The 23113-nt window shown below is 68.8% G+C and carries 27 protein-coding genes; 18 read left to right on the top strand and 9 right to left on the bottom strand.

The window, feature by feature from the left end; all coding sequences use genetic code 11:
- The first annotated feature begins 40 nt into the window (after nucleotides 1-40).
- Nucleotides 41-664 (top strand): pyridoxamine 5'-phosphate oxidase, encoded by a 624-nt coding sequence (gene pdxH, locus ABD768_RS09825; protein ID WP_425552205.1) that lies wholly within the window; start codon nucleotides 41-43, stop codon nucleotides 662-664.
- Here the strand turns inward: pdxH and ABD768_RS09820 are convergent.
- The gene (locus ABD768_RS09820) at nucleotides 661-2829 is read right to left on the bottom strand and encodes an MMPL family transporter (protein ID WP_344839615.1); all 2169 of its coding nucleotides are present in this window, start codon (nucleotides 2827-2829) and stop codon (nucleotides 661-663) included. The genes pdxH and ABD768_RS09820 overlap by 4 nt on opposite strands.
- A gap of 112 nt (nucleotides 2830-2941) precedes the next feature.
- On the opposite strand from ABD768_RS09820, the gene ABD768_RS09815 reads away from it, so the two are divergent.
- From ABD768_RS09815 to ABD768_RS09805, 3 genes are all read left to right on the top strand, one after another.
- Nucleotides 2942-3655 carry a TetR/AcrR family transcriptional regulator gene (locus tag ABD768_RS09815; RefSeq protein WP_344839612.1) on the top strand — a complete coding sequence of 238 codons (714 nt, stop codon included), beginning with the start codon at nucleotides 2942-2944 and terminating at the stop codon, nucleotides 3653-3655.
- A 272-nt stretch (nucleotides 3656-3927) separates the two neighbouring features.
- Nucleotides 3928-4554 (top strand): CGNR zinc finger domain-containing protein, encoded by a 627-nt coding sequence (locus tag ABD768_RS09810; protein ID WP_343979602.1) that lies wholly within the window; start codon nucleotides 3928-3930, stop codon nucleotides 4552-4554.
- 197 nt (nucleotides 4555-4751) lie between these two features.
- Nucleotides 4752-5396: an SGNH/GDSL hydrolase family protein gene (locus ABD768_RS09805; RefSeq protein WP_344839610.1), complete on the top strand. Its 645-nt coding sequence runs from the start codon at nucleotides 4752-4754 to the stop codon at nucleotides 5394-5396.
- Here ABD768_RS09805 and ABD768_RS09800 read toward each other — a convergent pair.
- Nucleotides 5389-6111 carry a hypothetical protein gene (locus ABD768_RS09800; RefSeq protein ID WP_344839607.1) on the bottom strand — a complete coding sequence of 241 codons (723 nt, stop codon included), beginning with the start codon at nucleotides 6109-6111 and terminating at the stop codon, nucleotides 5389-5391. The two genes, ABD768_RS09805 and ABD768_RS09800, sit on opposite strands and share 8 nt — an antisense overlap.
- 192 nt (nucleotides 6112-6303) lie before the next feature.
- Between ABD768_RS09800 and ABD768_RS09795 the strand changes: the two genes are divergently transcribed.
- From ABD768_RS09795 to ABD768_RS09775, 5 genes are all read left to right on the top strand, one after another.
- Nucleotides 6304-6942 carry a TetR family transcriptional regulator gene (locus ABD768_RS09795; RefSeq protein WP_343979596.1) on the top strand — a complete coding sequence of 213 codons (639 nt, stop codon included), beginning with the start codon at nucleotides 6304-6306 and terminating at the stop codon, nucleotides 6940-6942.
- Between the two features lie 75 nt (nucleotides 6943-7017).
- Nucleotides 7018-7971 (top strand): ROK family protein, encoded by a 954-nt coding sequence (locus ABD768_RS09790; RefSeq protein ID WP_344839605.1) that lies wholly within the window; start codon nucleotides 7018-7020, stop codon nucleotides 7969-7971.
- Nucleotides 7968-9098 (top strand): N-acetylglucosamine-6-phosphate deacetylase, encoded by a 1131-nt coding sequence (gene nagA / locus ABD768_RS09785; RefSeq protein ID WP_344839602.1) that lies wholly within the window; start codon nucleotides 7968-7970, stop codon nucleotides 9096-9098. The genes ABD768_RS09790 and nagA overlap by 4 nt, the downstream gene beginning before the upstream one ends.
- Complete coding sequence (locus ABD768_RS09780; protein WP_344839600.1) at nucleotides 9086-10006, top strand: 1-phosphofructokinase family hexose kinase; 921 nt, start codon at nucleotides 9086-9088, stop codon at nucleotides 10004-10006. Before nagA ends, ABD768_RS09780 begins: the two co-directional genes overlap by 13 nt.
- A gap of 16 nt (nucleotides 10007-10022) precedes the next feature.
- The gene (locus ABD768_RS09775; protein ID WP_344839598.1) at nucleotides 10023-10859 is read left to right on the top strand and encodes a class II fructose-bisphosphate aldolase; all 837 of its coding nucleotides are present in this window, start codon (nucleotides 10023-10025) and stop codon (nucleotides 10857-10859) included.
- Nucleotides 10860-10872: 13 nt separating this feature from the next.
- Here the strand turns inward: ABD768_RS09775 and ABD768_RS09770 are convergent, their stop codons facing one another.
- Complete coding sequence (locus ABD768_RS09770) at nucleotides 10873-11127, bottom strand: hypothetical protein (protein ID WP_343979581.1); 255 nt, start codon at nucleotides 11125-11127, stop codon at nucleotides 10873-10875.
- A gap of 82 nt (nucleotides 11128-11209) precedes the next feature.
- Between ABD768_RS09770 and ABD768_RS09765 the strand changes: the two genes are divergently transcribed.
- The 3 genes from ABD768_RS09765 to ABD768_RS09755 all read left to right on the top strand — a co-directional run bounded on the left by ABD768_RS09765 (nucleotide 11210) and on the right by ABD768_RS09755 (nucleotide 13682).
- Entirely contained in the window at nucleotides 11210-11770 is a 561-nt protein-coding gene (locus tag ABD768_RS09765; protein ID WP_344839595.1) for a TetR/AcrR family transcriptional regulator, read from the top strand.
- Nucleotides 11771-11854: 84 nt separating this feature from the next.
- Nucleotides 11855-12376: an HIT family protein gene (locus ABD768_RS09760; protein ID WP_344839593.1), complete on the top strand. Its 522-nt coding sequence runs from the start codon at nucleotides 11855-11857 to the stop codon at nucleotides 12374-12376.
- Nucleotides 12369-13682 (top strand): APC family permease, encoded by a 1314-nt coding sequence (locus ABD768_RS09755; RefSeq protein ID WP_344839590.1) that lies wholly within the window; start codon nucleotides 12369-12371, stop codon nucleotides 13680-13682. The genes ABD768_RS09760 and ABD768_RS09755 overlap by 8 nt, the downstream gene beginning before the upstream one ends.
- Here the strand turns inward: ABD768_RS09755 and ABD768_RS09750 are convergent.
- The 4 genes from ABD768_RS09750 to ABD768_RS09735 are packed head-to-tail and all read right to left on the bottom strand — an operon-like array spanning nucleotide 13663 to nucleotide 17308.
- The gene (locus ABD768_RS09750; protein WP_343979568.1) at nucleotides 13663-14709 is read right to left on the bottom strand and encodes an ABC transporter permease; all 1047 of its coding nucleotides are present in this window, start codon (nucleotides 14707-14709) and stop codon (nucleotides 13663-13665) included. The genes ABD768_RS09755 and ABD768_RS09750 overlap by 20 nt on opposite strands.
- On the bottom strand, nucleotides 14706-15596 hold the full coding sequence (locus ABD768_RS09745) for an ABC transporter ATP-binding protein (RefSeq protein WP_344839588.1): 891 nt from the start codon (nucleotides 15594-15596) through the stop codon (nucleotides 14706-14708). Before ABD768_RS09745 ends, ABD768_RS09750 begins: the two co-directional genes overlap by 4 nt.
- A complete protein-coding gene (locus ABD768_RS09740) occupies nucleotides 15593-15985 on the bottom strand; it encodes a GntR family transcriptional regulator (RefSeq protein ID WP_343979562.1) in 393 nt (130 codons plus the stop codon). The genes ABD768_RS09745 and ABD768_RS09740 overlap by 4 nt, the downstream gene beginning before the upstream one ends.
- A gap of 60 nt (nucleotides 15986-16045) precedes the next feature.
- Nucleotides 16046-17308, bottom strand: coding sequence for a cryptochrome/photolyase family protein (locus ABD768_RS09735; protein ID WP_344839585.1), 1263 nt, complete (start codon nucleotides 17306-17308; stop codon nucleotides 16046-16048).
- 88 nt (nucleotides 17309-17396) lie between these two features.
- On the opposite strand from ABD768_RS09735, the gene ABD768_RS09730 reads away from it, so the two are divergent.
- From ABD768_RS09730 to ABD768_RS09705, 6 genes are all read left to right on the top strand, one after another.
- Nucleotides 17397-18110 carry an iron-dependent transcriptional repressor DtxR gene (locus ABD768_RS09730; RefSeq protein WP_425552203.1) on the top strand — a complete coding sequence of 238 codons (714 nt, stop codon included), beginning with the start codon at nucleotides 17397-17399 and terminating at the stop codon, nucleotides 18108-18110.
- Nucleotides 18111-18184: 74 nt separating this feature from the next.
- A complete protein-coding gene (locus tag ABD768_RS09725; RefSeq protein WP_343979552.1) occupies nucleotides 18185-18958 on the top strand; it encodes a class I SAM-dependent methyltransferase in 774 nt (257 codons plus the stop codon).
- A 21-nt stretch (nucleotides 18959-18979) separates the two neighbouring features.
- Nucleotides 18980-20347, top strand: coding sequence for an aminodeoxychorismate synthase component I (gene pabB / locus ABD768_RS09720; protein WP_344839583.1), 1368 nt, complete (start codon nucleotides 18980-18982; stop codon nucleotides 20345-20347).
- Nucleotides 20344-21042, top strand: a complete 699-nt coding sequence (locus ABD768_RS09715) for an aminotransferase class IV (protein ID WP_344839581.1) — start codon at nucleotides 20344-20346, stop codon at nucleotides 21040-21042. Before pabB ends, ABD768_RS09715 begins: the two co-directional genes overlap by 4 nt.
- 239 nt (nucleotides 21043-21281) lie before the next feature.
- Nucleotides 21282-22196, top strand: coding sequence for an SPFH domain-containing protein (locus ABD768_RS09710; protein ID WP_344839579.1), 915 nt, complete (start codon nucleotides 21282-21284; stop codon nucleotides 22194-22196).
- Nucleotides 22197-22205: 9 nt separating this feature from the next.
- Nucleotides 22206-22415: a type II toxin-antitoxin system antitoxin gene (locus tag ABD768_RS09705; RefSeq protein ID WP_343979542.1), complete on the top strand. Its 210-nt coding sequence runs from the start codon at nucleotides 22206-22208 to the stop codon at nucleotides 22413-22415.
- Here ABD768_RS09705 and ABD768_RS09700 read toward each other — a convergent pair.
- Nucleotides 22412-22582 (bottom strand): hypothetical protein, encoded by a 171-nt coding sequence (locus tag ABD768_RS09700; protein WP_344839576.1) that lies wholly within the window; start codon nucleotides 22580-22582, stop codon nucleotides 22412-22414. The two genes, ABD768_RS09705 and ABD768_RS09700, sit on opposite strands and share 4 nt — an antisense overlap.
- A gap of 9 nt (nucleotides 22583-22591) precedes the next feature.
- Nucleotides 22592-22990, bottom strand: a complete 399-nt coding sequence (locus ABD768_RS09695) for a VOC family protein (RefSeq protein WP_343979536.1) — start codon at nucleotides 22988-22990, stop codon at nucleotides 22592-22594.
- Nucleotides 22991-23113 lie beyond the last annotated feature (123 nt).

Raw genomic sequence — 23113 nt, 5'->3', positions numbered from 1 at the left:
CTGACGGGCCTCGTACCCTCGACCCGTGGACCTTCAAGACATGCGGGAGACGTACGGCCTGGGTGAGCTGCTCGAGGAGCAGGTAGATGCCGACCCGCTGAAGCAGTTCGGGGTATGGCTGGCCCAGGCCGCCGATGCGGGCCTGCACGAGCCCAACGCAATGGTCCTGGCGACCGTTGACCAAGACGGCAGACCGTCGGCGCGGACGGTGCTGCTCAAGGGCCTCGACGAGCGCGGCTTCGTCTTCTACACCAACCAGCAGTCCCGCAAGGCCGACGATCTGGCCGTCAACCCGGCCTGCGCCCTCGTCTTCCCCTGGCACGCCATGGAACGCCAGGTGCGGGTCGAAGGCACCGCCACCAAGCTCCCGACCGACGAGGTCGACGCGTACTTCGCGAGCCGCCCGCGCGGCTCCCAGCTAGGCGCCTGGGCCTCACAGCAGAGCCAGCCGGTCGAGTCCCGCGAGGAGCTTGACCTGCAGTACGAGTCGTACGAGCGGCAGTGGCCGGAGGGCACCGAGATCTCCACCCCGTACTTCTGGGGCGGCTACCGAATCGCCCCGGCGACCATCGAGTTCTGGCAAGGCCGCACCGGCCGCCTCCACGATCGCCTGCAGTACAAGCGCACAGAAGCCTCCTGGCACCTCCAGCGCCTGCAGCCCTAGGCCCGGGTCAACTCCCGCTCCACAGCAGGCTCCTCAACGCCCGGGCCGCTCTCCCGGAAGCCGTGGCGCTTCCACCAGCGGGCCAGTGGCGCCGGAGCCCACCAGTTGGCGCGACCCAGTAGTCGCATCGTTGCGGGGACCAGCAACGCCCGTACGACGGTGGCGTCGATGGCGATCGCGATCACCAGGCCGACGCCGATCATCTTGACGAAGACGATGCCTGAGGTGGCGAAGGCGCCGACGACGATGATCAGTAGCAACGCCGCGCTGGTGATGATCCCGCCGGTCCGCTGCAGCCCGAGCGCGACCGCCTGGCTGTTGTCGCCGGTCCGGTCGTACTCCTCCCGGATCCGGCTGAGCAGGAAGACCTCGTAGTCCATCGACAACCCGAACAGAACGGCGAACAACAGCACGGGGTTGGTCGCATCGAGGAAACCTGCCGAGGTGAAGTCGAGGAACCCGGACAGATGCCCCTCCTGGAAGATCCACACCATCGCGCCGAACGACGCCGACAGCGACAGCACGTTCATCAGCAACGCCTTGGCCGGCAGCACGACCGAGCCGAAAGCCATGAACAGCAAGGCGAAGGTCACCAGCACGATGAACCCGGCCATCCACGGCACCCGCTCGCGCAGTACGTGCAACAGATCGACCAGCGCCGCGGTATCGCCACCGGCCTCGACCGTAACCCCCTCAGGCGGTTGGACTGCACGGACCCCAGCGACCACGTCCCGCGCCGGCAACTCCTGCGACGTGTAGTGCGTGTGCACGACAACAGAGGCAACGCCGTCGCGATAGCCACCCAGTCGCACATCGGTGACGTCCTTCACCTGCCGAAGCTCCGCGAGATAAGGCGTCAACGCCTCAGGCGACGACGTCCGCGCTGCAACCAGTACGTCGGACCCGCCGGCCGCCGCGAAGTCGCTCTGCAGCACCTCCGTCACGGTCCGGCTGTTGGCGCCCGCAGGCAATGCGCGGTGATCGACCCCGCCCAATTGTGCTTGCAGGAAAGGGATTCCGAGGACCAGCAGCAACGGCACCAGCACGACGACGTACCGGATCGGCCGGCGCATCACGCTGTGGGCGAGCTTGTACCAGGCGCCGTGTTCACTGGAGCCGAGCCCACCGCCGCGCCGAAGGAACGGGAGTCGCAGGTTGTTCACGCGATGACCGAGCACGGCCAGCAACGCGGGCAAAGCCGTCAAAGCCGCGACCATCGCGACGAGGACCGCGGCAGCGCCGCCGTACGCCATCGAGCGCAGGAACATCACCGGGAACAGCACCAGGCTGGAGATCGCCACCCCGACGGTGACCCCGGAGAAGGCGACCGTCCGGCCGGCCGTGCTCATCGTCACCGACAGGGCCGTCTCGACATCATTGCCGAGGGCAAGCTGTTCGCGGAACCGGGTGACGATGAACAGCGCGTAGTCGATCGCCAGGCCGAGCCCGATCATCGTCACGATGTTGATCGAGAAGACCGACACGTCGGTGAAGGTGGTCAGTGCACGCAGGACGACGAAGGCGCCGAGAATCGCCAGCCCGCCGACGAACAAGGGCAGGCCGGCCGCCACCAGCCCGCCGAAGACCACCACGAGCAGGATCAGCACGATCGGCAGCGAGATCGACTCGGCCTGCACGATGTCGTGCTCGGTCTGCGTGTTCACTTCGTCGAACACGGCCACCTCGCCGCCGACCTTCACGTCGAGGCCGGCCGGCGAGGTCCGGACCTGCGAGGCGATCTTGTGGAAGGTCTCCAGCCGCTGCTCCGGATCGGCGCCGGCCAGCGTCAGTACGGCGTACGTCGAGTGCTGGTCCTTCGACACGAAGGCAGCCGACTTGGTGGTCCAGAAGGTCTTGGTGCCGATCACGTCGGCGGACGGGAGCTGGGCGAGATGGCTCTCGACGGTCTGCCGGAAGGCCGGCGACGAGACCGTCTGCGAGTCGCTGCGGTAGAGCACGATCACGTCCGTGCCGGTCCGGCCGACGGTCTGCTCGATCGTCTTCACGGCCCGCGCCGCCTGCGTGTCCGGCGCCTCGAACCCGCCGTTGGCCAGCGAGCCGAAGACGCCCGTGCCCCAGGCGATCGCGGCGACCACGAAGAGACCGGTCAGCGCCAGCACCAGGCGGCGGCGCCGGTAGGTGAACCTGCCGAGTGTCTCGAACACGAAGCCCTCCCGAGGGCGTACTTTGAACAGTGATCGCCAGAGTGAACACCGTTAACAGTTAACGGTGTAAACTCTAGGCGGCTCTAGGGTGTGCTTGTCAAGGGAGAGATGTGTGGAGCTGACCCGGCGAGACCGGCAACGGGCCGCGACGGTCGCCGAGATCAAGGCCGCGGCGCGCAAGCTGCTGGTCGAGGGCGGCGCGTCGTCCGTCGGCCTGCGCGCGGTCGCCCGCGAGCTCGGCCTCAGCGCCCCCGCGCTCTACCGGTACTTCGGCAGCCACGAGGACCTGATCTCCGCCCTGATCGCCGACCTGTACGACGAACTGACCGACGCGCTGGTCGCGTTGCGCGACGGCGACCCCGAGGCCGACCTCGGCGACAAGCTGTTCCTGATCGCCGGTGGGCTGCGGGACTGGGCACTGGCCCATCCGGCCGAGTTCGGGCTGCTGTTCGGGGCGCCGGTGCCGAATCCGGACGCCGACGACCACGAGCTGACGCCCGGCCACCTGGCGGCGATGCGGTTCGCCGCGGTGTTCAAGGAGCTGGTGGCGCAGATCTACCAGCAGCAGCCGTTCCCGCACCCGGCCGAGGATGAGCTCGGCCCGGAGCTGCTGGCCCAGCTACGGCGCAAGTCGGAGTTCTTCGACGGCATGCCGGCCGGTGCCGTCTACCTGTCGCTGACCTACTGGACGCGGCTCTACGGGCTGATCTGCATGGAGGTCTTCGGCCAGCTGCACTGGGCCTTCGAGGACGCCGGCGCCTACTTCCAGGCCCAGCTCTTCGAGATCGGCGAGGCCCTCGGGCTCGACTGCCCGGTGCCAGAATAAAAAGAGACCCGCAGGCGCTTCCTGGGACACGACCGGGTGGTCGAACCAAGGGTCAGGCGGACTTTCCTGACTACCTGCGGGCCCGGTGACTGGCGTGAAACTGGCTAGCCACATGCCCACCACAAAACTTCAGTGGTTGACGGGACTCAGCCCGCCATCACCTCACGAGTCCGATTGCAATTCATGCGTTGGACCACCTCCCTTCGCGTGTACTCAGAACCTACGTCGCGAACCACCCGCGTTCAACCAGTTTTCGTGATCCCATATGAGCCATGTCCGTACTGCCCTCGCACCTCGAGCTGGTCCAGGGCATCGTGCTGCCGAAACCGGTCGGCGCCGACCCGGTCCTGGACTTCCTCAACACCCGTTCCGGCTTCGACGGCCGCGGCCCCGCGGTGGACGAGTGGCTCACCTCGTACGAGGCGTTCGTGATCTGGAACGGGTACGTCGGGCTGCTCTCCGACGCGAGCGTGTTCCGGCTGATCGAGCAGGCCTCGCTCAAGCCGACGGACGCGACCCGGCGGCTGGACGCGGTCCGCGAGTTCAGGGTCGACCTGTACGACGTACTGACCGACGAGGCCGCATCGGGTTCGTTCGAGGCGGTTGCCCGGGCGGTCGACCGTGCCCTCGCCAGACGGCACCTGAGCGCGGTACCGGCTGATGGGCTCGGGGTGCGGGCGTCCTGGGAGTTGCCGGAGGATCTGGGGCTCCCGCTGGACCAGCTGGCGCTGCTTGCGTCGGAGCTGCTGACCGGTGCCTCCAGGGATCACATCCGGCTGTGCCCGGGGGACAACTGTGGCTGGCTGTTCATGGATCCCCGCGGACGTCGCAGGTGGTGCTCGATGGCCACTTGCGGCAACCGGGCCAAGGTCAGGGCATACGCGGCCCGCTCCCGCTAGCTCTTGCAGCTAGCTGCAATTGTCGGCGGAGGCCCAACATTCCAGGCGGCCAAGACGTGTAAACAGGTATGGAGAACTGGGGCGGGGTGTCGCGGCGGGTGTTGCTCGCAGGGGCGTTGGGGGTGGTCGCGATAGGGACCCCGCTCTGCTGGCAGGAGGTCGGGTCCGGAACGCGATCGAAACCGGCCCGAGCTCCGGTGCCGACGCCGGTGGCTTCGGTCGGCTTCGGCTCGGGTGTGCCGGCGGACTGGAGGAAGTACCCCCGGTTGATCTCCGGGCGGACGCAGATCGAGCGCGTGGTCCGGATGGATGGCGTCTTCATGTTCGGCGACAGCCTCGGAGTGGCCGGTGGTCCTGTCCTGGCGGAGCGCCTCGTGGCCCGCACCCACGACACGCTCGCCATGGATGCCTGGTCGGGTCGGCCGACCGCACCGGCCGCGGATGTTCTCACGCACTGGGCCCGGACCTACGGACTGCCTGGCCGGATCCTGATGGAGACCGGGAGCAACGACATCTTCAACCCGCCGGCGTTCGCCGCCCAGATCGAGCGGGTGATGCAGATCGTCGGCCGGACCCGGACCGTCATCTGGGTGAACGTGTGGGTCGCGCGCCCCCGCACAGCCGCCGCGGACCGCGCCAACAGCGCCTCGATCAACCGGCAACTGGCAGCAGCCACCCGTCGCCACTCCAACCTGCAACTCGTCCACTGGGCCGAGTTCGTCAAGGCAGACCCGAAGCGCGAGCGCCGGTACCTCCGCGACGGCGTCCACACCACGCCGCTGGGCCGGGATGCCCGCAACGAGCTGATCATCCGGGCACTGGCAGCAGCGAAGGTCAGTTGAACAGAGCCGGGTCGACCAGGATCCAGGTGTGCCGGGCACGGGCCAGTACGCGGCCATCAGAGTCGTACAGGGTGCTGGCGGTGTGCGTCTTGCGGCCGTCCTCGCCGAGTACCCGGCCCATCACTACGCAGGGCTCGCCTGGTCGCGGCCGGGCGTCGATGCAGGCGGTCATCTGACCCAATACCGACGGACGGCCCTCCAGATCGATCGCCCAGCCGCCAGGGCAGTCGAGTGCCGACCAGATGTAGACCGGGTCGACCAGGCGGTCGCTAGCGGCCAAGTCAGCTGCCGGATGCCAGGTGCAGGCCGTCCGGCCGTCGCCTAGCGGCCCTGGCTTCAGCTGCAGCCCCTCGTGGTTCTCCAGACCGCAGACGAAGCAGCCGGGGAACGGGTGGTCTACCCGCCCCCTGTACTTCGCCTCGGCCGCCAGCGCCTCGTCCGGGCCGACCGGGTCGACAGTGGCGTCGGCCAAGGTGTCCAGGCTCACCGGGACGCCTTCCGCAACGGGAGTGGATCCGGCCAGCTTGGCGCCGGACGGATCCGCCGAGAGCTCCAGGTAGGTATCCATCGGCGGAGGCACCAGTAGACGCACCCGGGGAACCGTGTCCGCAGGGGCCGCCGCAGCGAGCGCAGTACCGACCAGACCTGCGACATAGCCCCCGTTGCCTGACTTGGCCGGCCCCCGAAAGCGCGGCGCGATCCGCATCGTGGTCATGCGCAGAGACCCTAGCCCCCGCCGATTGCGCGCCGTAGCGCGGGGATTCCCGTGTTTTCTGAGCTTCTTTCCAGATTTGCTGCTCTGACCACTCTCATTCAAACGTCCGTTTGAACTATGCTGAGGCCAGGCTACGGCGCGTGAGCAGGTGGGGTGCCTGAGCGAGCAGTGGCCGGGGGGAAGGAGAACTCTGTGGAAACACCCGTGGAATCCACCCGGGAGAGATTGCTCAACATCGCCGAACAGAGATTCGGCGAGGGGGGTTACGAGGGGACGTCGCTGCGCGCCATCACAGTCGCGGCGGCCGCCAACATCGCGGCGGTGAACTACCACTTCGGCTCGAAGGAAGCGTTGCTGCGTGCCGCGGTGGCGCGGGCGATGGCGCCGGTCAACACCGAGCGCCGGCGCCGTTTGGACCAATTGGAGGCGAAAGGCGAGCCGAACGCCGAGCAACTGATCCGGGCCTTCATCGAGCCGGGCCTGGATCTCGTACTACGCCGCGGCGAGCGCGGGCCGGTGGTCGCCCGGTTCATCGGCCGGGTCGCCTTCGACCCGAGCCAGCGGATCCGGGAGCTGTACGCGGCCGAGTCCGATCCGGTCGAGGCCCGCTATCTGGCCGCGTTGCAGAGAGCTTTGCCGAGCGCGTCGCCGGAATCGGTCGCCTTCGGCTACGTGAACATGCTCGGACTGCTTGCCCTGCATCAGTCGCAGGCGTTGACGAGACCACCGGGCGCGGAGCCACCCGGCATCGACGGCGGGGAGGATCCGGGCAAGCTGGCCGAGGACCTGATCGCCTTTCTGGTAGCGGCTTTCGACCGGGGACTGCGCTGACCGGGCTCCCCGAAGTTGTCCAGAAACTGCTCACGGATGTTCGAACCGGCAGGTAACGCTGCATAATGGCGCTCCGTGGACCCCTGTGAAGTCGTGGTTGCCGTCGATCTCGGTGGAACCCGGATGAAATGCGGCCTGGTCGCCGCCGACGGTGCCGTGCTGCACCGGGAGACCAGGCCGACTCCGCGTGAGGCCGGGGGCCGCGCAGTGCTCAGCGCCCTGCTCGAAACCGTGGTGGAACTGGCCCAGAAGGCCGCCGCCGACGGTCACCGCGTCCGCGCGGTCGGAGTGGTCGTACCGGGCATCATCAACGCCGAGCGCGGAACCGTCAGCGCGGAGAACCTCGCCTGGTCGGACACGCCCGTGCTCGCCGAGCTGCAGGCCGCGATCGGGCTCGACCAGCAGGTCCTGCTCGCTCACGACGTGCGCGCCGGCGGCTATGCGGAGCTCCGCCAGGGCGCACTCACCGGTACGACGAACTCGCTGTTCCTCCCACTAGGCACCGGCATCGCCGCCGCGATGGTGGTCGACGGCAAGCTGGTCAGCGGCGACGGGTACGCCGGTGAGCTAGGCCACACCAGATTCGTCCACGGATCGGCCGCCGAGCAATGTGCCTGCGGCCAGTGGGGCTGCTTGGAAACGATCGCGTCCGCTGCCGCGCTGGCCCGTCGCTACGCCGTCCGCACCGGCCGGGTGGTCGACGGAGCGCGCGAGGTGATCGAGTTGCTGGCGCAGGGCGACGCCGACGCCGCAGTGGTCTGGCGCGAGGCGCTGGCCGCGTTGACCGATGCGCTGGTCATGTACACGACCCTGGTCGCGCCGACCCGGATCGCGATCGGTGGTGGGCTGGTCGGGGCGGGGGAGACCCTGCTGGCGCCGCTGCGCGAAGGTGTGCACGCGCGACTGACGTTCCAGCGCGAGCCGGAGATCGTGGCCGCCGAGCTGGGAGAAGAGGCCGGGATGCTCGGCGCCGCATGGATGGCCTGGGACCGGGTGGCTGCCGACGAGAGCGGAGAAGAGACGGTATGACGACCTACAGGGTGGCGCGGCTCGTCACCCCGGACGATGTCCTCGAGAACGCCTGGCTGCAGGTGTCCGGCAGCGACATCTTCGCCTTCGGGCGGCGGTCCGACGGGATGCCGGCCGACGGTCAGCGGCCGGAGGAACTCGGCGACGTGACGGTCGTGCCTGGGTTCGTCGACATCCACACGCACGGCGGCGGCGGGTCGACGTACTCGACCACCGATCCCGAGGAGGCACGCAAGGTCGCTGCCTTCCATGCCAAGCACGGCACCACCACCACGATGGCCAGCCTGGTCACCGCGCGGCTCGACGACCTCGTGTCGCAGACGGCCTGCCTCGCTGACCTGGTCACCGATGGCGTGATCGCCGGTGTGCACCTGGAAGGGCCGTTCCTGTCGGCCGCCCGGTGTGGCGCTCACGAGCCGACGCTGCTGCGCGATCCGGTCGAGAGCGACGTGGCCAAGGTGCTCAGCGACGCGGTGGCGATGGTGACCATCGCGCCGGAGTTGCCGAGTGGGCTGGACGCGATCCGGCAGGTCGTCGACGCGGGTGTCGTCGCGGCGCTCGGGCACACGGATGCGACGTACGAGCAGATGATCGCGGGAGCCGATGCCGGTGCGACGGTGGCGACCCACTTGTTCAACGGCATGCGGCCGTTCCATCACCGCGATCCCGGTCCGGTCGGCGCCGCGCTGAACGATCCGCGGCTGCTGCTCGAGGTGATCAACGACGGCATGCATCTGGACCCGCAGGTGGTCCGGGTCGCGCTCGCCGCGGCGGGGGTCGACCGGATCGCGTTGATCACCGATGCGATGGTCGCGACCGGGATGCCCAACGGGCGGTACATGCTGGGCAGTCTCGAAGTAGACGTGAAGGACGGGCTGGCGACGCTTGCCCACGGCACCCATTCGATCGCCGGCAGCACGCTGACGATGGACGTCGCCTACCGCAACGCGGTCAAGGCCGGGGTGTCCCTGGTCGACGCGTCGCGGATGGCCTCGACGACGCCTGCCGGCGCCTTCGGCTGGTACGGCGTCGGCTCGATCGAGACCGGCAAGCGGGCCGACCTCGTGCTGCTGGACGAGGACTACCGAGTCCAGAAGGTGATGCGGGCCGGCTCGTGGCTGGACTGATCGGCACCGTCACCCTCAACCTGGCGCTCGACGTCACCTACGGCGTCGACGAGTTGGTGGTTGGTGGCAGTCATCGCGTCAAGGCGCCGCTGCAGCGGGCCGGTGGCAAGGGCGTCAACGTCGCCCGGGTCGCCGCGACGCTGGGGTATCAGGTGCTCGCGCTCGGGTTCGTGGGTGGGCTGACCGGCGAGATCGTCGCCGAAGAACTGTTCGACGCCGGCCTGACCGCGTTGCTCACCCCGATCCGCGGTGAGACCCGGCGGACCGTTGCCATCGTCAACGGTGTCGACGGCGACGCGACGATCTTCAACGAGGCCGGGCCGTCGGTGTCCGAGGACGAGTGGCGAGCCTTCCATGACCGGATGCCGTGGGCTCGCCTCGGCGTGCTCGCCTGCTCGGGAAGCTTGCCGCCTGGGCTACCTGCCGATGCCTATGCGGAGTTGGCGGTGCGCGCCCGGCATCACGACGTCCTGTCGGTGATCGACGTCGGCGGGGATGCTTTGGTGGCGGCCGCGAAGGCCGGTGCGGTGGTCCGGTCCAACGGTGCCGAGCTTCGCGAAGCGTTGGGGGAGCTCAGCGTCGAAGAGGGCGCCCGGCAGTTGGTTGCGGCCGGCGCGACCGCGGCGGTGATCACGGACGGCGCTCGCGGGATGGTTGCTGCTAGCAATCAAGGTGCCTGGCGGGCGCTGCCGGTCGAGAGGGTCGCCGGCAATCCCACCGGCGCAGGGGATGCCTGTACTGCGGTCGTCGCGGCCGCCGTCGCCGGGTCACCCGAGCCCGACTGGCCAGTGGTGCTCAAGTCGGCCGTGGCCGCATCTGCGGCTGCCGTGCTGACCCCCGTCGCCGGGGACATCGATCTCGAGGCGTACCGACGGTGGCAGCCGCAGGTCGTCGTACAAAGTCTTTAGAACAAGGGAGTTCATCATGCCGCTCGTATCCGGGGCCGAGGTTGTGCTGGGTGCCGCCAAGGACGGTCGTGGGGTCGGCGCGTTCAACGTGATCCAGCTGGAGCACGCGACCGCGCTGATCGCCGGTGCCGAGCAGCTCGGTGCGCCCGTCATCCTGCAGATCAGCGAGAACGCGGTCAAGTACCACGGCTCGCTGAAGCCGATCGCCGTCGCCACACTGGCAGCTGCGGCCGCCGCCACCGTGCCGGTCGTCGTGCACCTTGACCACGCGATGGATCGCGACTTGGTCACCGAGGCGGTCTCGCTCGGCTTCACCTCGGTGATGTACGACGCGTCGAAGCTCGACTACGCCGACAACGTCGCGGCCACCACCGAGGTGACGAACTTCTGCCACGACCACGGCGTCTTCGTCGAGGCGGAGATCGGCGAGGTCGGCGGCAAGGACGGCGTGCACGCGCCCGGCGCCCGTACCAAGCCCGAGGAGGCTGTCGCCTTCGCTGAGGCGACCGGGGTCGACGCGCTGGCCGTCGCGGTCGGGTCGTCGCACGCGATGACCGAGCGGACGGCTGAACTCGACTTCGAGCTGATCGCCGCGTTGCGGGCCGCAGTACCGGTTCCCCTTGTTCTGCATGGTTCTTCCGGTGTCGCGGATGCTGATCTGACGCGTGCGGTCGAGGCGGGGATGACGAAGGTCAACATCGCCACCCACCTCAACAACGTCTTCACCGCGACCGTGCGGCAGGTACTCGCCGACCAGCCGAACCTGGTCGACACCCGCAAGTACCTCGGCCCGGCTCGTACCGCGGTCGCCACCGAGGTCACCCGGCTGCTCACCTTGCTGAAGGCGGTCTAGAACTCAGGGCGGTCTAGAGGGAGCAATTGCCCCGGACCCAGCCCGCGCGGAGGTCGTTGCGGGCGGTCTGGACCTGGCTGCGGGCGACCGGGTCCGGCACCTCGTAGTCGTCGATCAGCCGGGTCAGCGCGAACTCGATCGCGGCCACCACGGCGTCCTCCTGGGAGACCTCCGCCTCGTTCACGCCGGACACCCCGGCCGTCAGCGCGACCACTCCGGCCAGCTCCTGCGGGGTCAGCCGGAGCAGGAAATCTGTTCTGGTCGGCACGAATCCTCCCTGTGTCCCGTCAGCGACGACGTTGGTAGAGTCATCCTGCAATGCAACGACCATGTTTCACAAGGGGAGTCCGATGACGGCAGCGGCGGTGGACGAGACCCTGCGCGCGGCCACGGTCGCGGTACTGGCCGAGCACGGCTGGGACGGCGTCACCCTCGAGCGGGTCGCCGAGCGGGTCGGGCGGTCCCGGGTGACGCTGTGGCGCCAGGGACTGACCGTCGAAGGTCTGCTGAACGCGCTGCTGGACGAGCTGGCCGAGGACTACCGGGACACGATGTGGCCGGTGCTGACCGCGACCGGCACCGGACGTGAGCTGCTGATCCGGTCGCTGAACGCGCTCTTCGACGTGATCGACCGGCATGTCCCGCTGATGCTGTCGTCGGATCTGGTCTTCCACCAGGAGCAGGCGCGGAACGGGTCGGTCTCCTTCCTCGACCCGTTCGAGCGGTTCCTGCGCGAGGGCGAGGCGGACGGTTCGCTGCATCCGCACGGCCGGATCAGCGACGTCGCCGAGGTGCTGATGGTGGCGGCGGCCTTCACCTACGTGCACATGCGCGGCCGGCACCACTGGTCGCGCTCGCGGGTCCGCACGCTGACGCTCGACCTGGTCCTGCGCGGAATCGTCGATCCCTAGCCGGATGCAACATAGGTGTTGCATAAACCGCAACGAGGGCGTTACATGGTTCCCATCAGTCGCAGCACAAGAGGGGACAATCCGATGACCTTGCCGTACGCCGAACCGCTGACCCGTGTCGAGTTGGGACCGCGAGTGATCCCGGAGCCGCCGCGCGTCGGCGAGCCGGGTGGGGATCCCTGCGGCCTGTGCAAGTGGTTCGCCGACTTCGACGAGTCCGAGCACACGCCGCTCTGGAGCAACGACGAGTGGGTGCTGTGCCGGGCCACCGAGGTGACCATCCCCGGCGTAGTGTGGCTGGCCAGCCGCGGCCATCACGACTCCTTCGCTGACCTGCCGGACAAGCTCGCCGCTTCCTACGGACCGGTCGTCGCCAGGATCGAACGAGCCATCCTGAGCGTCGGCGACATCGCCCGGGTCCACGTCTACCGCTGGGGCGACGGCTCCTCCCACTTCCACATCTGGTTCTTCCCGCGCCCCCTCGGCATGCTCGAGGCCCGCCGCGAAATGCTCCCGCTCTGGGCAGACCTACTCCCAGAGGCCCCCAAGGCCGAGGTAGCCGAAGCCGAAGAGAAGATCGCCGCAGCGATGGCCGCCGGTGACTGAGAACCCCGGCGGCTCCAGGCCAGGCACCGGACCCCAGCCGGCCGACGAAGCCCAGTCGCCCAACGACTCCCGGCCGGCGCTTGCGCGTCGGCTGGGGGTCGGGGACGCGGCGGTCATCGGGCTCGGCTCGATGGTTGGCGCCGGGGTCTTCGCCGTCTGGGCTCCGGCCGCGAAGTCGGCGGGCGCTCTGCTGCTCGTCTCTTTGGTCATCGCCGCTTTCGTCGCCTACTGCAACGCGGCCGCGTCGGCTCAGCTGGCCGCGGTCTATCCGGTCTCGGGCGGCACCTACGCGTACGGTCGTGAGCGTCTCGGCCCATGGTGGGGCTACACGGCCGGCTGCGCCTTCGTCCTCGGGAAGACGGCATCCTGTGCCGCGATGGCGCTGACCTTCGCCACGTACGTAGTACCGGGCCACGAGTGGGTGCGAAGACTGGTCGCCTTGGCAGCCGTCATCGTGCTGGCCGCCGTGAACTATCGCGGCGTCACCAGAACCGCGGCTCTCACCCGCATCCTCGTCGCCTGCTCCCTCGCGGTCCTGGCCCTCGTCGTGATCCTGCTGCTCTCCGCCGACCACGTCACGAACTGGACCACTGACACCAGCCCGTACGGCGTCCTGCAAGCCGCCGGCCTGCTCTTCTTCGCCTTCGCCGGCTATGCGCGCATCGCCACCATGGGCGAGGAGGTCCGCGACCCCGCACGGACCATCCCCCGGGCCATCCTGATCGCCCTCTTCGTTGCCGTAGGCATCTACCTGGTGATCGGCGTCAGCCTCCTGCTGGCCCTCGGCCCGGCCCGGATCGGCGAGGCATCAGCCCCGCTCGCGACCGCAGTGCAAGCAGTCGACGCCGCCTGGGCTCAGCCGATCGTCAGAGCAGGCGCCGCACTGGCCAGCCTCGGAGCACTCGTCGCGCTGATCGCCGGCATCGGCCGGACCACGCTCGCGATGGCCCGCACCAAGGACCTTCCGACCTGGCTGGCCGCGGTGCACCCACGTTTCCAGGTGCCGCATCACGCGGAGATCGCGCTGGCGGCAGTGGTCGGCGTACTGGTGCTGACCACCGACCTCCGTGGCGTGATCGGGTTCTCGTCCTTCGGGGTTCTCCTGTACTACGCGATCGCCAACGCCTCGGCGTACACGCAACCGGCCGGGCAACGGCGATGGCCGCGAGTCCTCAACATCCTCGGACTGCTGGGATGCGTCGTCCTAGCGGCCACCCTGCCACTGACCTCGGCCATCACCTGCGCGGTGCTCCTGGCACTGGCCCTGCTGGCCAGATGGGTCAGGCTCAGGTCAGGTCGCGCTTGATCCGCCAGAAGCTGAAGCCGGTCAGGGCCGCGGCCAGGAAGAGGAACAGACCGGCCTCGCGCCACTGCAGGTCCCAGAACCGGCTGGCCGGGAAGTACTTGATCTGTTGCCGGTAGCCGTCGTTCGCGAGCCGCTGGAAGCAGCTGCTCATCGGCGGCCGCGGCGTGGTCTCCTCCACGCCCGGCGGTGGCGGGCCGCAGGCTGCGATGTAGCTGGGCAGCGTCTTCTGAATCTGGCCCGCGGAGTTGACGGTGTTCTCGGAGATCTTCCAGAAGCCCTCGCCCGGCAGCCTCGCCTCGATGTGCATCACTTCGGCGTTGTCCTCCGGTCCGGAGAGCTGGAGCCCGCGCAGGTTCTCGGTGGTGACGATGACGCTGGCCTGGTCCGGCGTCATCAGGTGCGGCCGCAGCAGGACCGGCGACAGCGCCTCCACCGCGACCACGGCCGCCAGTGTGAGGGCGATCGCGACGATGCTGCGCCGGGTGACCAGCCCGAGCGTGACCCCGAGTGCGAATCCGAAGGCCGCGTAGCCGATCGGCACCACCCCTCGGGCGCCGAACACGGCCGGCAGCATCCGGGGGATGTTGTACGGACCGGCGGCCTGCCCGCTGTCGATGGCGTCGTCGATCGGGTTGGACCACCAGCTCACCGCGAGGCTGAGCAGACCGGTCACGGCGATCGCGCCCAGGCCGGTGACCGCCAGCTTGACGACGAGCCAACGAGTCCGGCTGATGCTCTGGTTCCAGACCAGCCGGTGGGTGCCGGCCTCGAGCTCCCGGGCGATCAGGGGCGCGCCCCAGAACGCGCCGATCACCGGGGGAGCGGCATACACGGCGACCTGACCCACGTAGTACAGGTACTGGTTGATCCGGTCGAACCGGATGCGGTCGAGGAACCCGGCGTGCTGGAGCGCGTAGTCGTGCAGCAGTCCGGGGCCGGTGACGGCGAGGAAGGCGACCAGGACCGCGACCGCCGCCGCGATCACGATGGCCTGGACGCGGAACTGCCGCCAGGTGAGCCAGATCATCGCTGCACCTCCAGTACGGGCCGGTCGTTGTGCCGGGACGGATGGGAGCGGCCCATGTAGGCCAGCACGAGGTCTTCGAGGGTGAGCTGGGTGACCGTCCAGGCCGGGTCGAGGATGTGCTCGTCGGTCCGGATCAGAAAGGTCGACTGGCGATCGGTGTGGCTCGCGGAGATGACGTGCTGCCCACTGGGCAACGACTTCTCGTCGCGGCGCGGTCCGACCAGGCGGTAGTGGGTGGCGAGCAAGGTGTCGATCTCGCCGCTGACCTGCACGCGCGAGTCGACCAGTACGACGAGGTAGTCGCAGGAGCGCTCGACATCGGAGACCAGGTGCGAGGACAGTACGACGCTCAGCTCCTGCTCGGCGACGGCCTCCATCAGGTCCTGCAGGAACTCCCGCCGGGCCAGTGGATCGAGCGCCGCGACGGGCTCGTCGAGGATCAGCAGCTCGGGGCGCTTCGCGATGCCGAGGGTCAGTGCGAGCTGGGCGCGCTGACCGCCGGACAGCTTGCCGGCCCGCTGCTTCGGGTCGAGCCCGAGCCGCTCGATCCGGCCCTTGGCGATCGAGTCGTCCCAGCCCGGGTTGAGCCGGGCGCCGAGCTTGAGGTGGTCGGCGATGCTCAGTCGCGCGTACGTCGGGGTGTCCTGCGCGACGAACCCGATCTTGGCCTGCTGCGTCGTACCGGCCGGGTTGCCGAGCACCTCGATCGAGCCGGTCGTCGGGGTGAGCATGCCGACCGCGAGGTTGAGCAGGGTGCTCTTGCCGGCGCCGTTCGGGCCGACCAGGCCGACGACGCGACCGGCCGGAACCTCCAGGGTGCAGTCGGTCAAGGCCTGCTTGCGGCCGTACTTCTTGCCGAGGCCACGGGCTTGAAAAGCGGCGCTCATGCTATTTCCTCCTGAGCGCCGGACCGAAAGGTGGTCTGGAACAACGCCTCGATGCTGTCGTCGTCCAGGCCGGCCTTACGGGCCTTCGACAACCAGTTCACCAGGTCCCGCCGGAGCGGGCCGTGCGCGGCCAGGCTGTGATCGGTCAGCGTCCGGGTGACGAAGGTGCCGCGCCCCGGCCGGGCCGCGACCAGGTCCTCGTGCTCCAGTTCGCGGTACGCCTTCAGCACCGTGTTCGGGTTGATCGCCAGTTGCCCGACGACGTCCTTCACCGTCGGCAACTGATCGCCCTCACGCAACAGCCCCAGCCGCAGCCCGTTCTTCACCTGCTGAACGATCTGCTGGTACGGCGACACCCCCGAGCGGCCGTCCAGATGGAACTCGATCATCCCCATCTCCATTCATCTAGTTAACTAGTACAATACCTAGATGACGGAGAAGGTCAAGGGTCAGCGGATCGCGTCGTACCGGCGCAGCGCCTCCAGCCGGGCCTCGGCGTGGTCGACGATCGGCTCGGGATAGTCCGGTGTGCCCAGCTCGGGGATCCAGCGGCGCTGGTACTCGCCGTCGGGATCGAACTTCTTCGCCTGTGTCGACGGATTGAAGACCCGGAAGTACGGCGAGGCGTCGGCGCCGCAGCCGGCCACCCACTGCCAGTTCAGCGAGTTGGACGCGAGATCGCCGTCGACCAGGTTCTGCATGAACCAGCGGGCGCCGAACTTCCAGTGCACATGAAGGTCCTTGACCAGGAAGGACGCCACCACCATCCGGACCCGGTTGTGCATGAAGCCGGTCGACGCGAGCTCTCGCATGCCCGCGTCGACGATCGGATAGCCGGTCATCCCACGGCACCAGGCGTCGAAGGCGTCGCCGGGTTCGTCGTACTCCATCTTGTCGAACTCAGGTCGCAGCGGCTTCCACGCGGCGTCCGGGTGTCCGGCCAGCAGGTCCGCGCAGAACTCCCGCCAGGCAAGCTCACGTCGGTACCCCTCCGCACCGGCGCTGCGCCTGCGGGCGAGATCGGCGAGCATCGTCCGCGGATGGATCTCCCCGTACTTGAGCGGCACCGACATCCGCGAGGTCGCGTCGAGATCCGGCCGGTCGCGGACCTCCCCGTACTCCGCGACTTCGTCGAGGTACGCCTCCCACTGGTCGCGAGCTGCCCCTTCGCCCGCAACCACCTTGCTCGACGGAAGCCGGTCGCCCTTGGCATCGACCCATTCGATGTCGGGCGGCGCATCGACGGGCTGCCGCCAGCCGTGTTCGAGCCAGGCGTGGAAGTACGGCGTGAAGACTCGGTAGGACGACCCTTGTTGCGTCAGCACTCGCCCCGGCGCAACGGCGTACGGGGAACCGGTGCTGACGAGCGGACATCTGAGCGCCTTCTCGACCGCCGCGTCGCGCCGCCGCCCGTACGGTCCGTAGTCCGCCGAGATGTGCACACTCACCGCATCGACCTCGGCCGCCAGCGCCCGCACCACCTCGACCGGATCCCCGCGCCGGACAACAAGTCGCCCACCCAGCGACTCGGACAGACTTCGCAAGGATCCGGCCAGATGCTCCCGCCGCGGCCCACCTGATTGATCCCACAACAAAGGATCGAGCACGAACAGCCCGACCACGCTGCCGTCGCCCGCCGCAACCGCATCCAGCAACGCCGGATTGTCGGCCAACCGAAGATCCCGCCGAAACCACATCACCGCAGTAGCCATCTCTAGATCCTCGCGGATGAACAACTTTCCGCGACACTTCACAGGAATCGAACACACGATTGGGTAAGGCTTGCCTCAGTAGGTGAGAATGGATGTCGTGAGCGAGCTGATCGATACCACCGAGATGTACCTGCGGACCGTCTACGAGCTGGAAGAAGAAGGCATCCTGCCGCTGCGCGCGCGGATCGCCGAGCGGCTCCACCAATCCGGACCGACGGTCAGCCAGACGGTGGCCCGGATGGAGCGCGACGGGCTCGTCACGGTCGAGGGCGACCGCCACCTCGAGCTCACCCAGGTCGGCCGGATGCAGGCCACCCGGGTGATGCGCAAGCACCGGCTGGCCGAGCGGCTGCTGGTCGACGTGATCGGGCTGGAGTGGGAGGACGTGCACGCGGAGGCCTGCCGCTGGGAGCACGTGATGAGCGACGCGGTCGAGCTGCGGCTGCTGAAGATCCTCGACAACCCGACCGAGTCGCCGTACGGCAACCCGATCCCGGGCCTGGAGGAGCTGCAGAAGGAGAGCCTGGCGACCCCGATCGGCGAGTTCCGGATCGGCGTCGAGCCGCTCGACAAGGTGCTCGACCAGGCCACCGGCGACAGTGTCCGGGTGCTGGTCCGGCGGATCGCCGAGCCGGTCCAGAGCGACGACGACGCGATGTCGGTGCTGCGCCGCGCGGGCGCGCTGCCCGGCCGCGAGGTCGACTCGATGCTCGACGCGGAGGGTGTCCTGATGGGCAGCCGCGAGGCCGGCGGCGTGATCAGCGACGAGACGGCCGGCCACATCTTCGTCAGCCTGGTTTAAGACTGCACCAAGAAATGGTACGGACAGCGCTCGATGCTGTACTGACAGTGTTCAGGCAGTAACGTCTGTCGGCGATGCCTGAGAACGATATCGACTGGCCGGGGTACCTGCGGGAGTTCCACACCGCAGCCCCGGGCAGCACTGAAGCCCTGTTGTCACGAGCGGTGGCCGGGGACCACACGCCCTATCGCTGGCTGGTCCGCGCGGTCTCCGGCGAGGCGCGACGCGTCCTCGACCTCGCCTGCGGCAACGGCCCGGTCGCCCGCGAGCTGTACGGGCGGTGGGTGGTCGGCGTCGACAACAACGCGGCCCAGCTGGCCGGCGCGCCCGGTCCGAAGGTCCAGGCGGATGCGCTGCACCTGCCCTTCGCCAACGAGGCCTTCGACGTGGTCACCTGCTCGATGGGGCTGGCGGTGCTGCAGCCGCTGCCCGAAGTACTGGCCGAGGCTGCTCGCGTACTGCGACGCGGCGGCGTCCTCGCCGCCACGGTCCCCGCGGTGCGGCCGCTGCGCCGGGGTGACCTTCGCACGCTCACCAGCCTGACCACCCGGCTGCGCTCGACGCCGCAGTTCCCAGGTGGCGGGGAGATCAAGGACCTGAAGGACCAGCTGCGCGGGGCCGGCTTCGACGTGATGGAGTCCCAGCGCGAGCGGTACGCGTACACCGTCCGCTCCCTCGACGACGCCCGCCGCCTGGTCGGCGCCCTCTACCTGCCCGGTACGTCGGACGCCCGCCGCGAAGCCGCCGCCGTCTGGCTGGCCAAGAACGGCGAGACCAAGGACGGCTTCGAGGTGGCCATCCCCGTCCGCCGCATCACCGCGATGCGGACGAAGGTCGCCCTCGCCTGAGTCACAGGTACCGTTCATGCTGTGCCTGCTCTGACCTGGTCGATCCGTGCGCTGGATCGTGCGCTGGACGGCGAGCGGTTCTACCGCGAGTTGCTGGCGGACGAGCCGGCCGCCTTCTGGCTGGACGGCAGCCTGACCGATCGGGGTGTTCGCCGGCTCTCGGTCCTCGGCACCTCGACCGGCGCCGACGCGGACGTCCTCGTCCGGGACGTCGCCGACGGAGACGTGTTCACCGAGTTGCAGGACCTGCTCAGCACTCGATCGGCTCAGCTGGGCGAAGTACCGGCTGTTCTGCGGGAGGTCTTCAGCGGCGGCTATGTCGGCTACTTCGGGTATGAGCTGAAGGCCCTCACCGGTGGCGCCGCCGCGCACGAAGCGCCGACCCCGGACGCCCTGTGGATCTGGGCCAACCGCTTCGTCCTGCTCGACCACGACGAGGACCGGGCGCTGCTCGTCGCCCTGCATTCCGCGGGCGACCGGTCGGCAGGTGAATGGCTCGACCGGGCAGAGACAGCGGCGGCAAGCTGGTACATGGGCTGGCGGGAAGCGCCGCCGATCGCCGAACTCGACCTGGAAGCCCACCTCGAGCAAGACCGCGCCACCTACCTGGCCGGCATCGACGCCTGCATGGCCGCCCTCGAAGCCGGCGAGACCTACGAGGTCTGCCTGACGAATCGCGTCCGTCTCCCCGCCATCGACGACCCGTTCGAGTTCTACCTGTGGCAACGACAGAGCAACCCGGCCCCGTACTCCGCCTTCCTCCGGTACGGCGACCTGGCCGTCGCCAGCTCCTCGCCCGAACGGTTCATCACCGTCGACGGCGACGGCTGGGCCGAATGCCGCCCGATCAAGGGGACCGCGCCGCGCGTCGAGGACCCGGCGCAGGACCAGCTCGTCGCGAAGGCGCTCGCCGAGGACGAGAAGACCCGCGCCGAGAACCTGATGATCGTCGACCTGATCCGCAACGACCTGGGCCGGGTCAGCCGGCCGGGCACCGTGCAGGTCCCACAGTTGATGGCGGTCGAGAGCTACCAGACCGTGCACCAACTCGTCACGACCGTCCGCGGCCAGCTGCGCGATGGCGTGGATGCCGTGGACGCAGTACGGGCGTGCTTCCCGCCCGGCTCGATGACCGGGGCGCCGAAGATCCGCACGATGGAACTGCTCGACGAGCTCGAGTGGTCGGCGCGCGGGGTGTACTCGGGCGCGCTCGGCTACCTGACCGTCGACGGCCGGGCGGATCTCAGCGTGGTGATCCGGACCGCCGTGATGACTCCGGGGGAGACCGTGGTCGGGGCGGGTGGGGCGATCGTGCTCGACTCGGATCCGGTCGCGGAGTACGACGAGATGGTGCTCAAGGCAACAGCAACGATCCAGGGGCGGGTATGAGTGTTCTGCGGGTGGCGGATTCCTTCTTGGTGGCCAATGGCAAGATCCGCGGGCTCGACCTGCACCGGCGGCGGTTCACCGGAGCGTGCGCGGCGCGCGGCGTCGAGGCGGGGGACTACTTCGACGACCAGGTGAAGCGCCTGCCCGGCTTCGGCCGCTGGTTCCCGCGCTTCGAACTGGATGCCGACGGCAAGCTTTCCGTCCAGCTCCGGCCGGCGCCACCGCAAGGCGGCCGCATCCGCGTGGTGGTCCACGATGGCCCCGACCCGCGCACCCAGCCGCTGGTGAAAGGCCCCGATCTCGAGGCCCTCGGTGAGCTGAAAGCCCAAGCCGCCAAGGCTTTCCATGCCGACGAGGTCCTGATCGCCGACCCCGACGGCATCGTCGTCGAGGCGGCGTACTCGGCCGTCCTCTGGTGGGAGGACGACACCCTTTGTGTCCCGCCCACCGACCGTCCCTACCTCGCCTCGGTCACCTCGGAACTGGTACGCCGAATCGCCGCCGCCGAAGGCATCGAGGTCGCCGAGCGCCCCCGCACCGCCACCGACCTCGCCGACACCGAGGTCTGGCTGGTCAACGCACTCCACGGCATCCGCCCGGTCGAGGCCTGGAACCACGACCCGATCGACCCGCTGCCCTTCACCCGCTCCACCGCCTGGCAGCAGATCTTGCTCGACTCAGCCGCCGTCATCTGAGTCGTCACCCAAACTGCCGGCTGCTGCTTGGGCGGGGTGGGGCCGATTCCGCCGGTCAGGGGTTGGGGAGGATTCTCCCCGGAACCGGGGAGGAATTCAGCCCGAATCCGGGGGACTTCCCTCCCCAAGCCCGCTACTTCCGGGGGGATTCCCTCCCCAGGCCGTCCGGTTCGTAAAACTGATATCACTATGCTACCTTCGAGATACTGAGTTCGACTCGAAGGAAACAGGGGTGTGCGATGAGTGCGGATGTCGACGTGATGGTGGAGATGCCCAAGCCGAAGGTCAGCGAGCGGTCGGCGGGGGATCTGAACGGATGGCCGATGCTCGGTCTGGCGTTCGTGCTCGGGGTCGGTGGAGCCGCGCTGTTCATCGTGGGGACGACCGGAGAGCAGGTCGCGCTGACGATCATCGGTGTGGTCCTGTTCGTCGCCGCCCTGATCGTGGCGGCGGGTCTCACCCCGGTCGCGCCGGGCCGGGCTCGAGTGCTGCAGATCCTCGGCCGGTACGCCGGAACGATCCGCGTCGACGGCCTGCGCTGGGTGAACCCGATCTCCGCCCGCAAGGAGATCTCGACCCGGATCCGCAACCACGAGACGGCCGTTGCCAAGGTCAACGATGCCGACGGCAACCCGATCGAGATCGCCGCGGTGGTGGTCTGGCAGGTGCAGGACACCGCGCAGGCGATGTTCGAGGTCGACGACTTCGTCCGGTTCGTCGCGATCCAGACCGAGACCGCGGTCCGGCACATCGCGAACAGCTACCCGTACGACGTCCACGAGGCGACCGACCGGATGTCGTTGCGGGACAGTACGGACGAGATCACCCAGAAGCTCTCGACCGAGATCGGTGCCCGGGTGCGTGCGGCCGGCGTCCACGTGATCGAGTCGCGGATCACCCACCTGGCCTATGCGCCTGAAATCGCGCAGGCGATGCTCCGTCGCCAGCAGGCCGGCGCTGTGGTCGCGGCCCGGCAGCAGATCGTCGAGGGCGCCGTGGGCATGGTCGAGCTCGCGCTGGCACGGCTGTCCGAGCGTCAGGTGGTCGAGCTGGACGAGGAGCGCAAGGCGACGATGGTCAGCAACCTGCTCGTCGTGCTCTGCGGTGATCGCGACGCCCAGCCCGTGGTCAACGCCGGTTCGCTCTACCAGTAGGGCGGGCTCGTGGCCGTTGAACGCAAGAAGATCCTGCTCCGGCTGGATCCCGTGGTCCACGACGCGCTGGCCCGGTGGGCAGGCGACGATCTGCGCAGTACGAACGCGCAGATCGAGTTCCTGCTCCGCCGCGCCCTCGCCGACGCCGGCCGGCTGCCCGGCAACGTCGGCAAGATGCGCGGCCCGGGCCGCCCGGCCAAGGAGGAAGAGGACGCCTAGCCCTCGCTGCCGCGGGCGGCGATGACGCTCAAGCTGTGCGCGATCGAGGTCAGCGCCAGCGCGCTCACCGAGTCGTAGGTCCCGGCCTTCAACTTGCCGGCCACCTCCGTCGCCTTCGCGGCCAGTTCACGGGCGACCTGCAGTTCCTGCTCATGATTCGAAGCCATGTGGTCACGCTACGCGTCGAGTTCGGTGAACAAGGTGAGTTGCACGCCGCCGGGGCCTTCGAGTCGCGCGTTCAACGAGTTCCAGGGTGTCCGGGTCGGCTCGGCCACCACCTCGGCGCCGGCGGCAGCCAGCTTGGCGGTCGTCGCCGCCGAGTCGTCCACCTCGAAGGCGACGCGGTACTTGCCCGCCACCCGCCGTCCGACCTCGACCCGGTCGATGAACTCGGCCTGGTTCGGATCTGCGATCTCCAGCGTCGCCCGGCCGGCCTCCAGGATCGTCACCCGCCCGTCCGCCGACTCGTAGGCCTCCCGTTCGGTCAGTCCCAGCACGTCGCGATAGAACCCGACGGCCGCCTCGTAGTCGTCGACCGTCACCACCAGCCGCAGTTCCCGCACTCCGTCTGCCACGATCCGCTCCTCGATCCGTTGCGCTTCGCCGAATTGTCCGATTGCACGGTACCGATCCAGGGTGCTACGGTTCATTAGTCAAGTAATGAACCTATGAACCGAAGAACCTAGCAGCAGGGGTGG

Origin of the sequence: Kribbella ginsengisoli, from assembly GCF_039537185.1 — a bacterium.
GTDB lineage: Bacteria > Actinomycetota > Actinomycetes > Propionibacteriales > Kribbellaceae > Kribbella > Kribbella koreensis.
The sequence above is the reverse complement of the archived record's forward strand: the minus strand, read 5'-3'. Positions and strand labels throughout refer to the sequence as shown.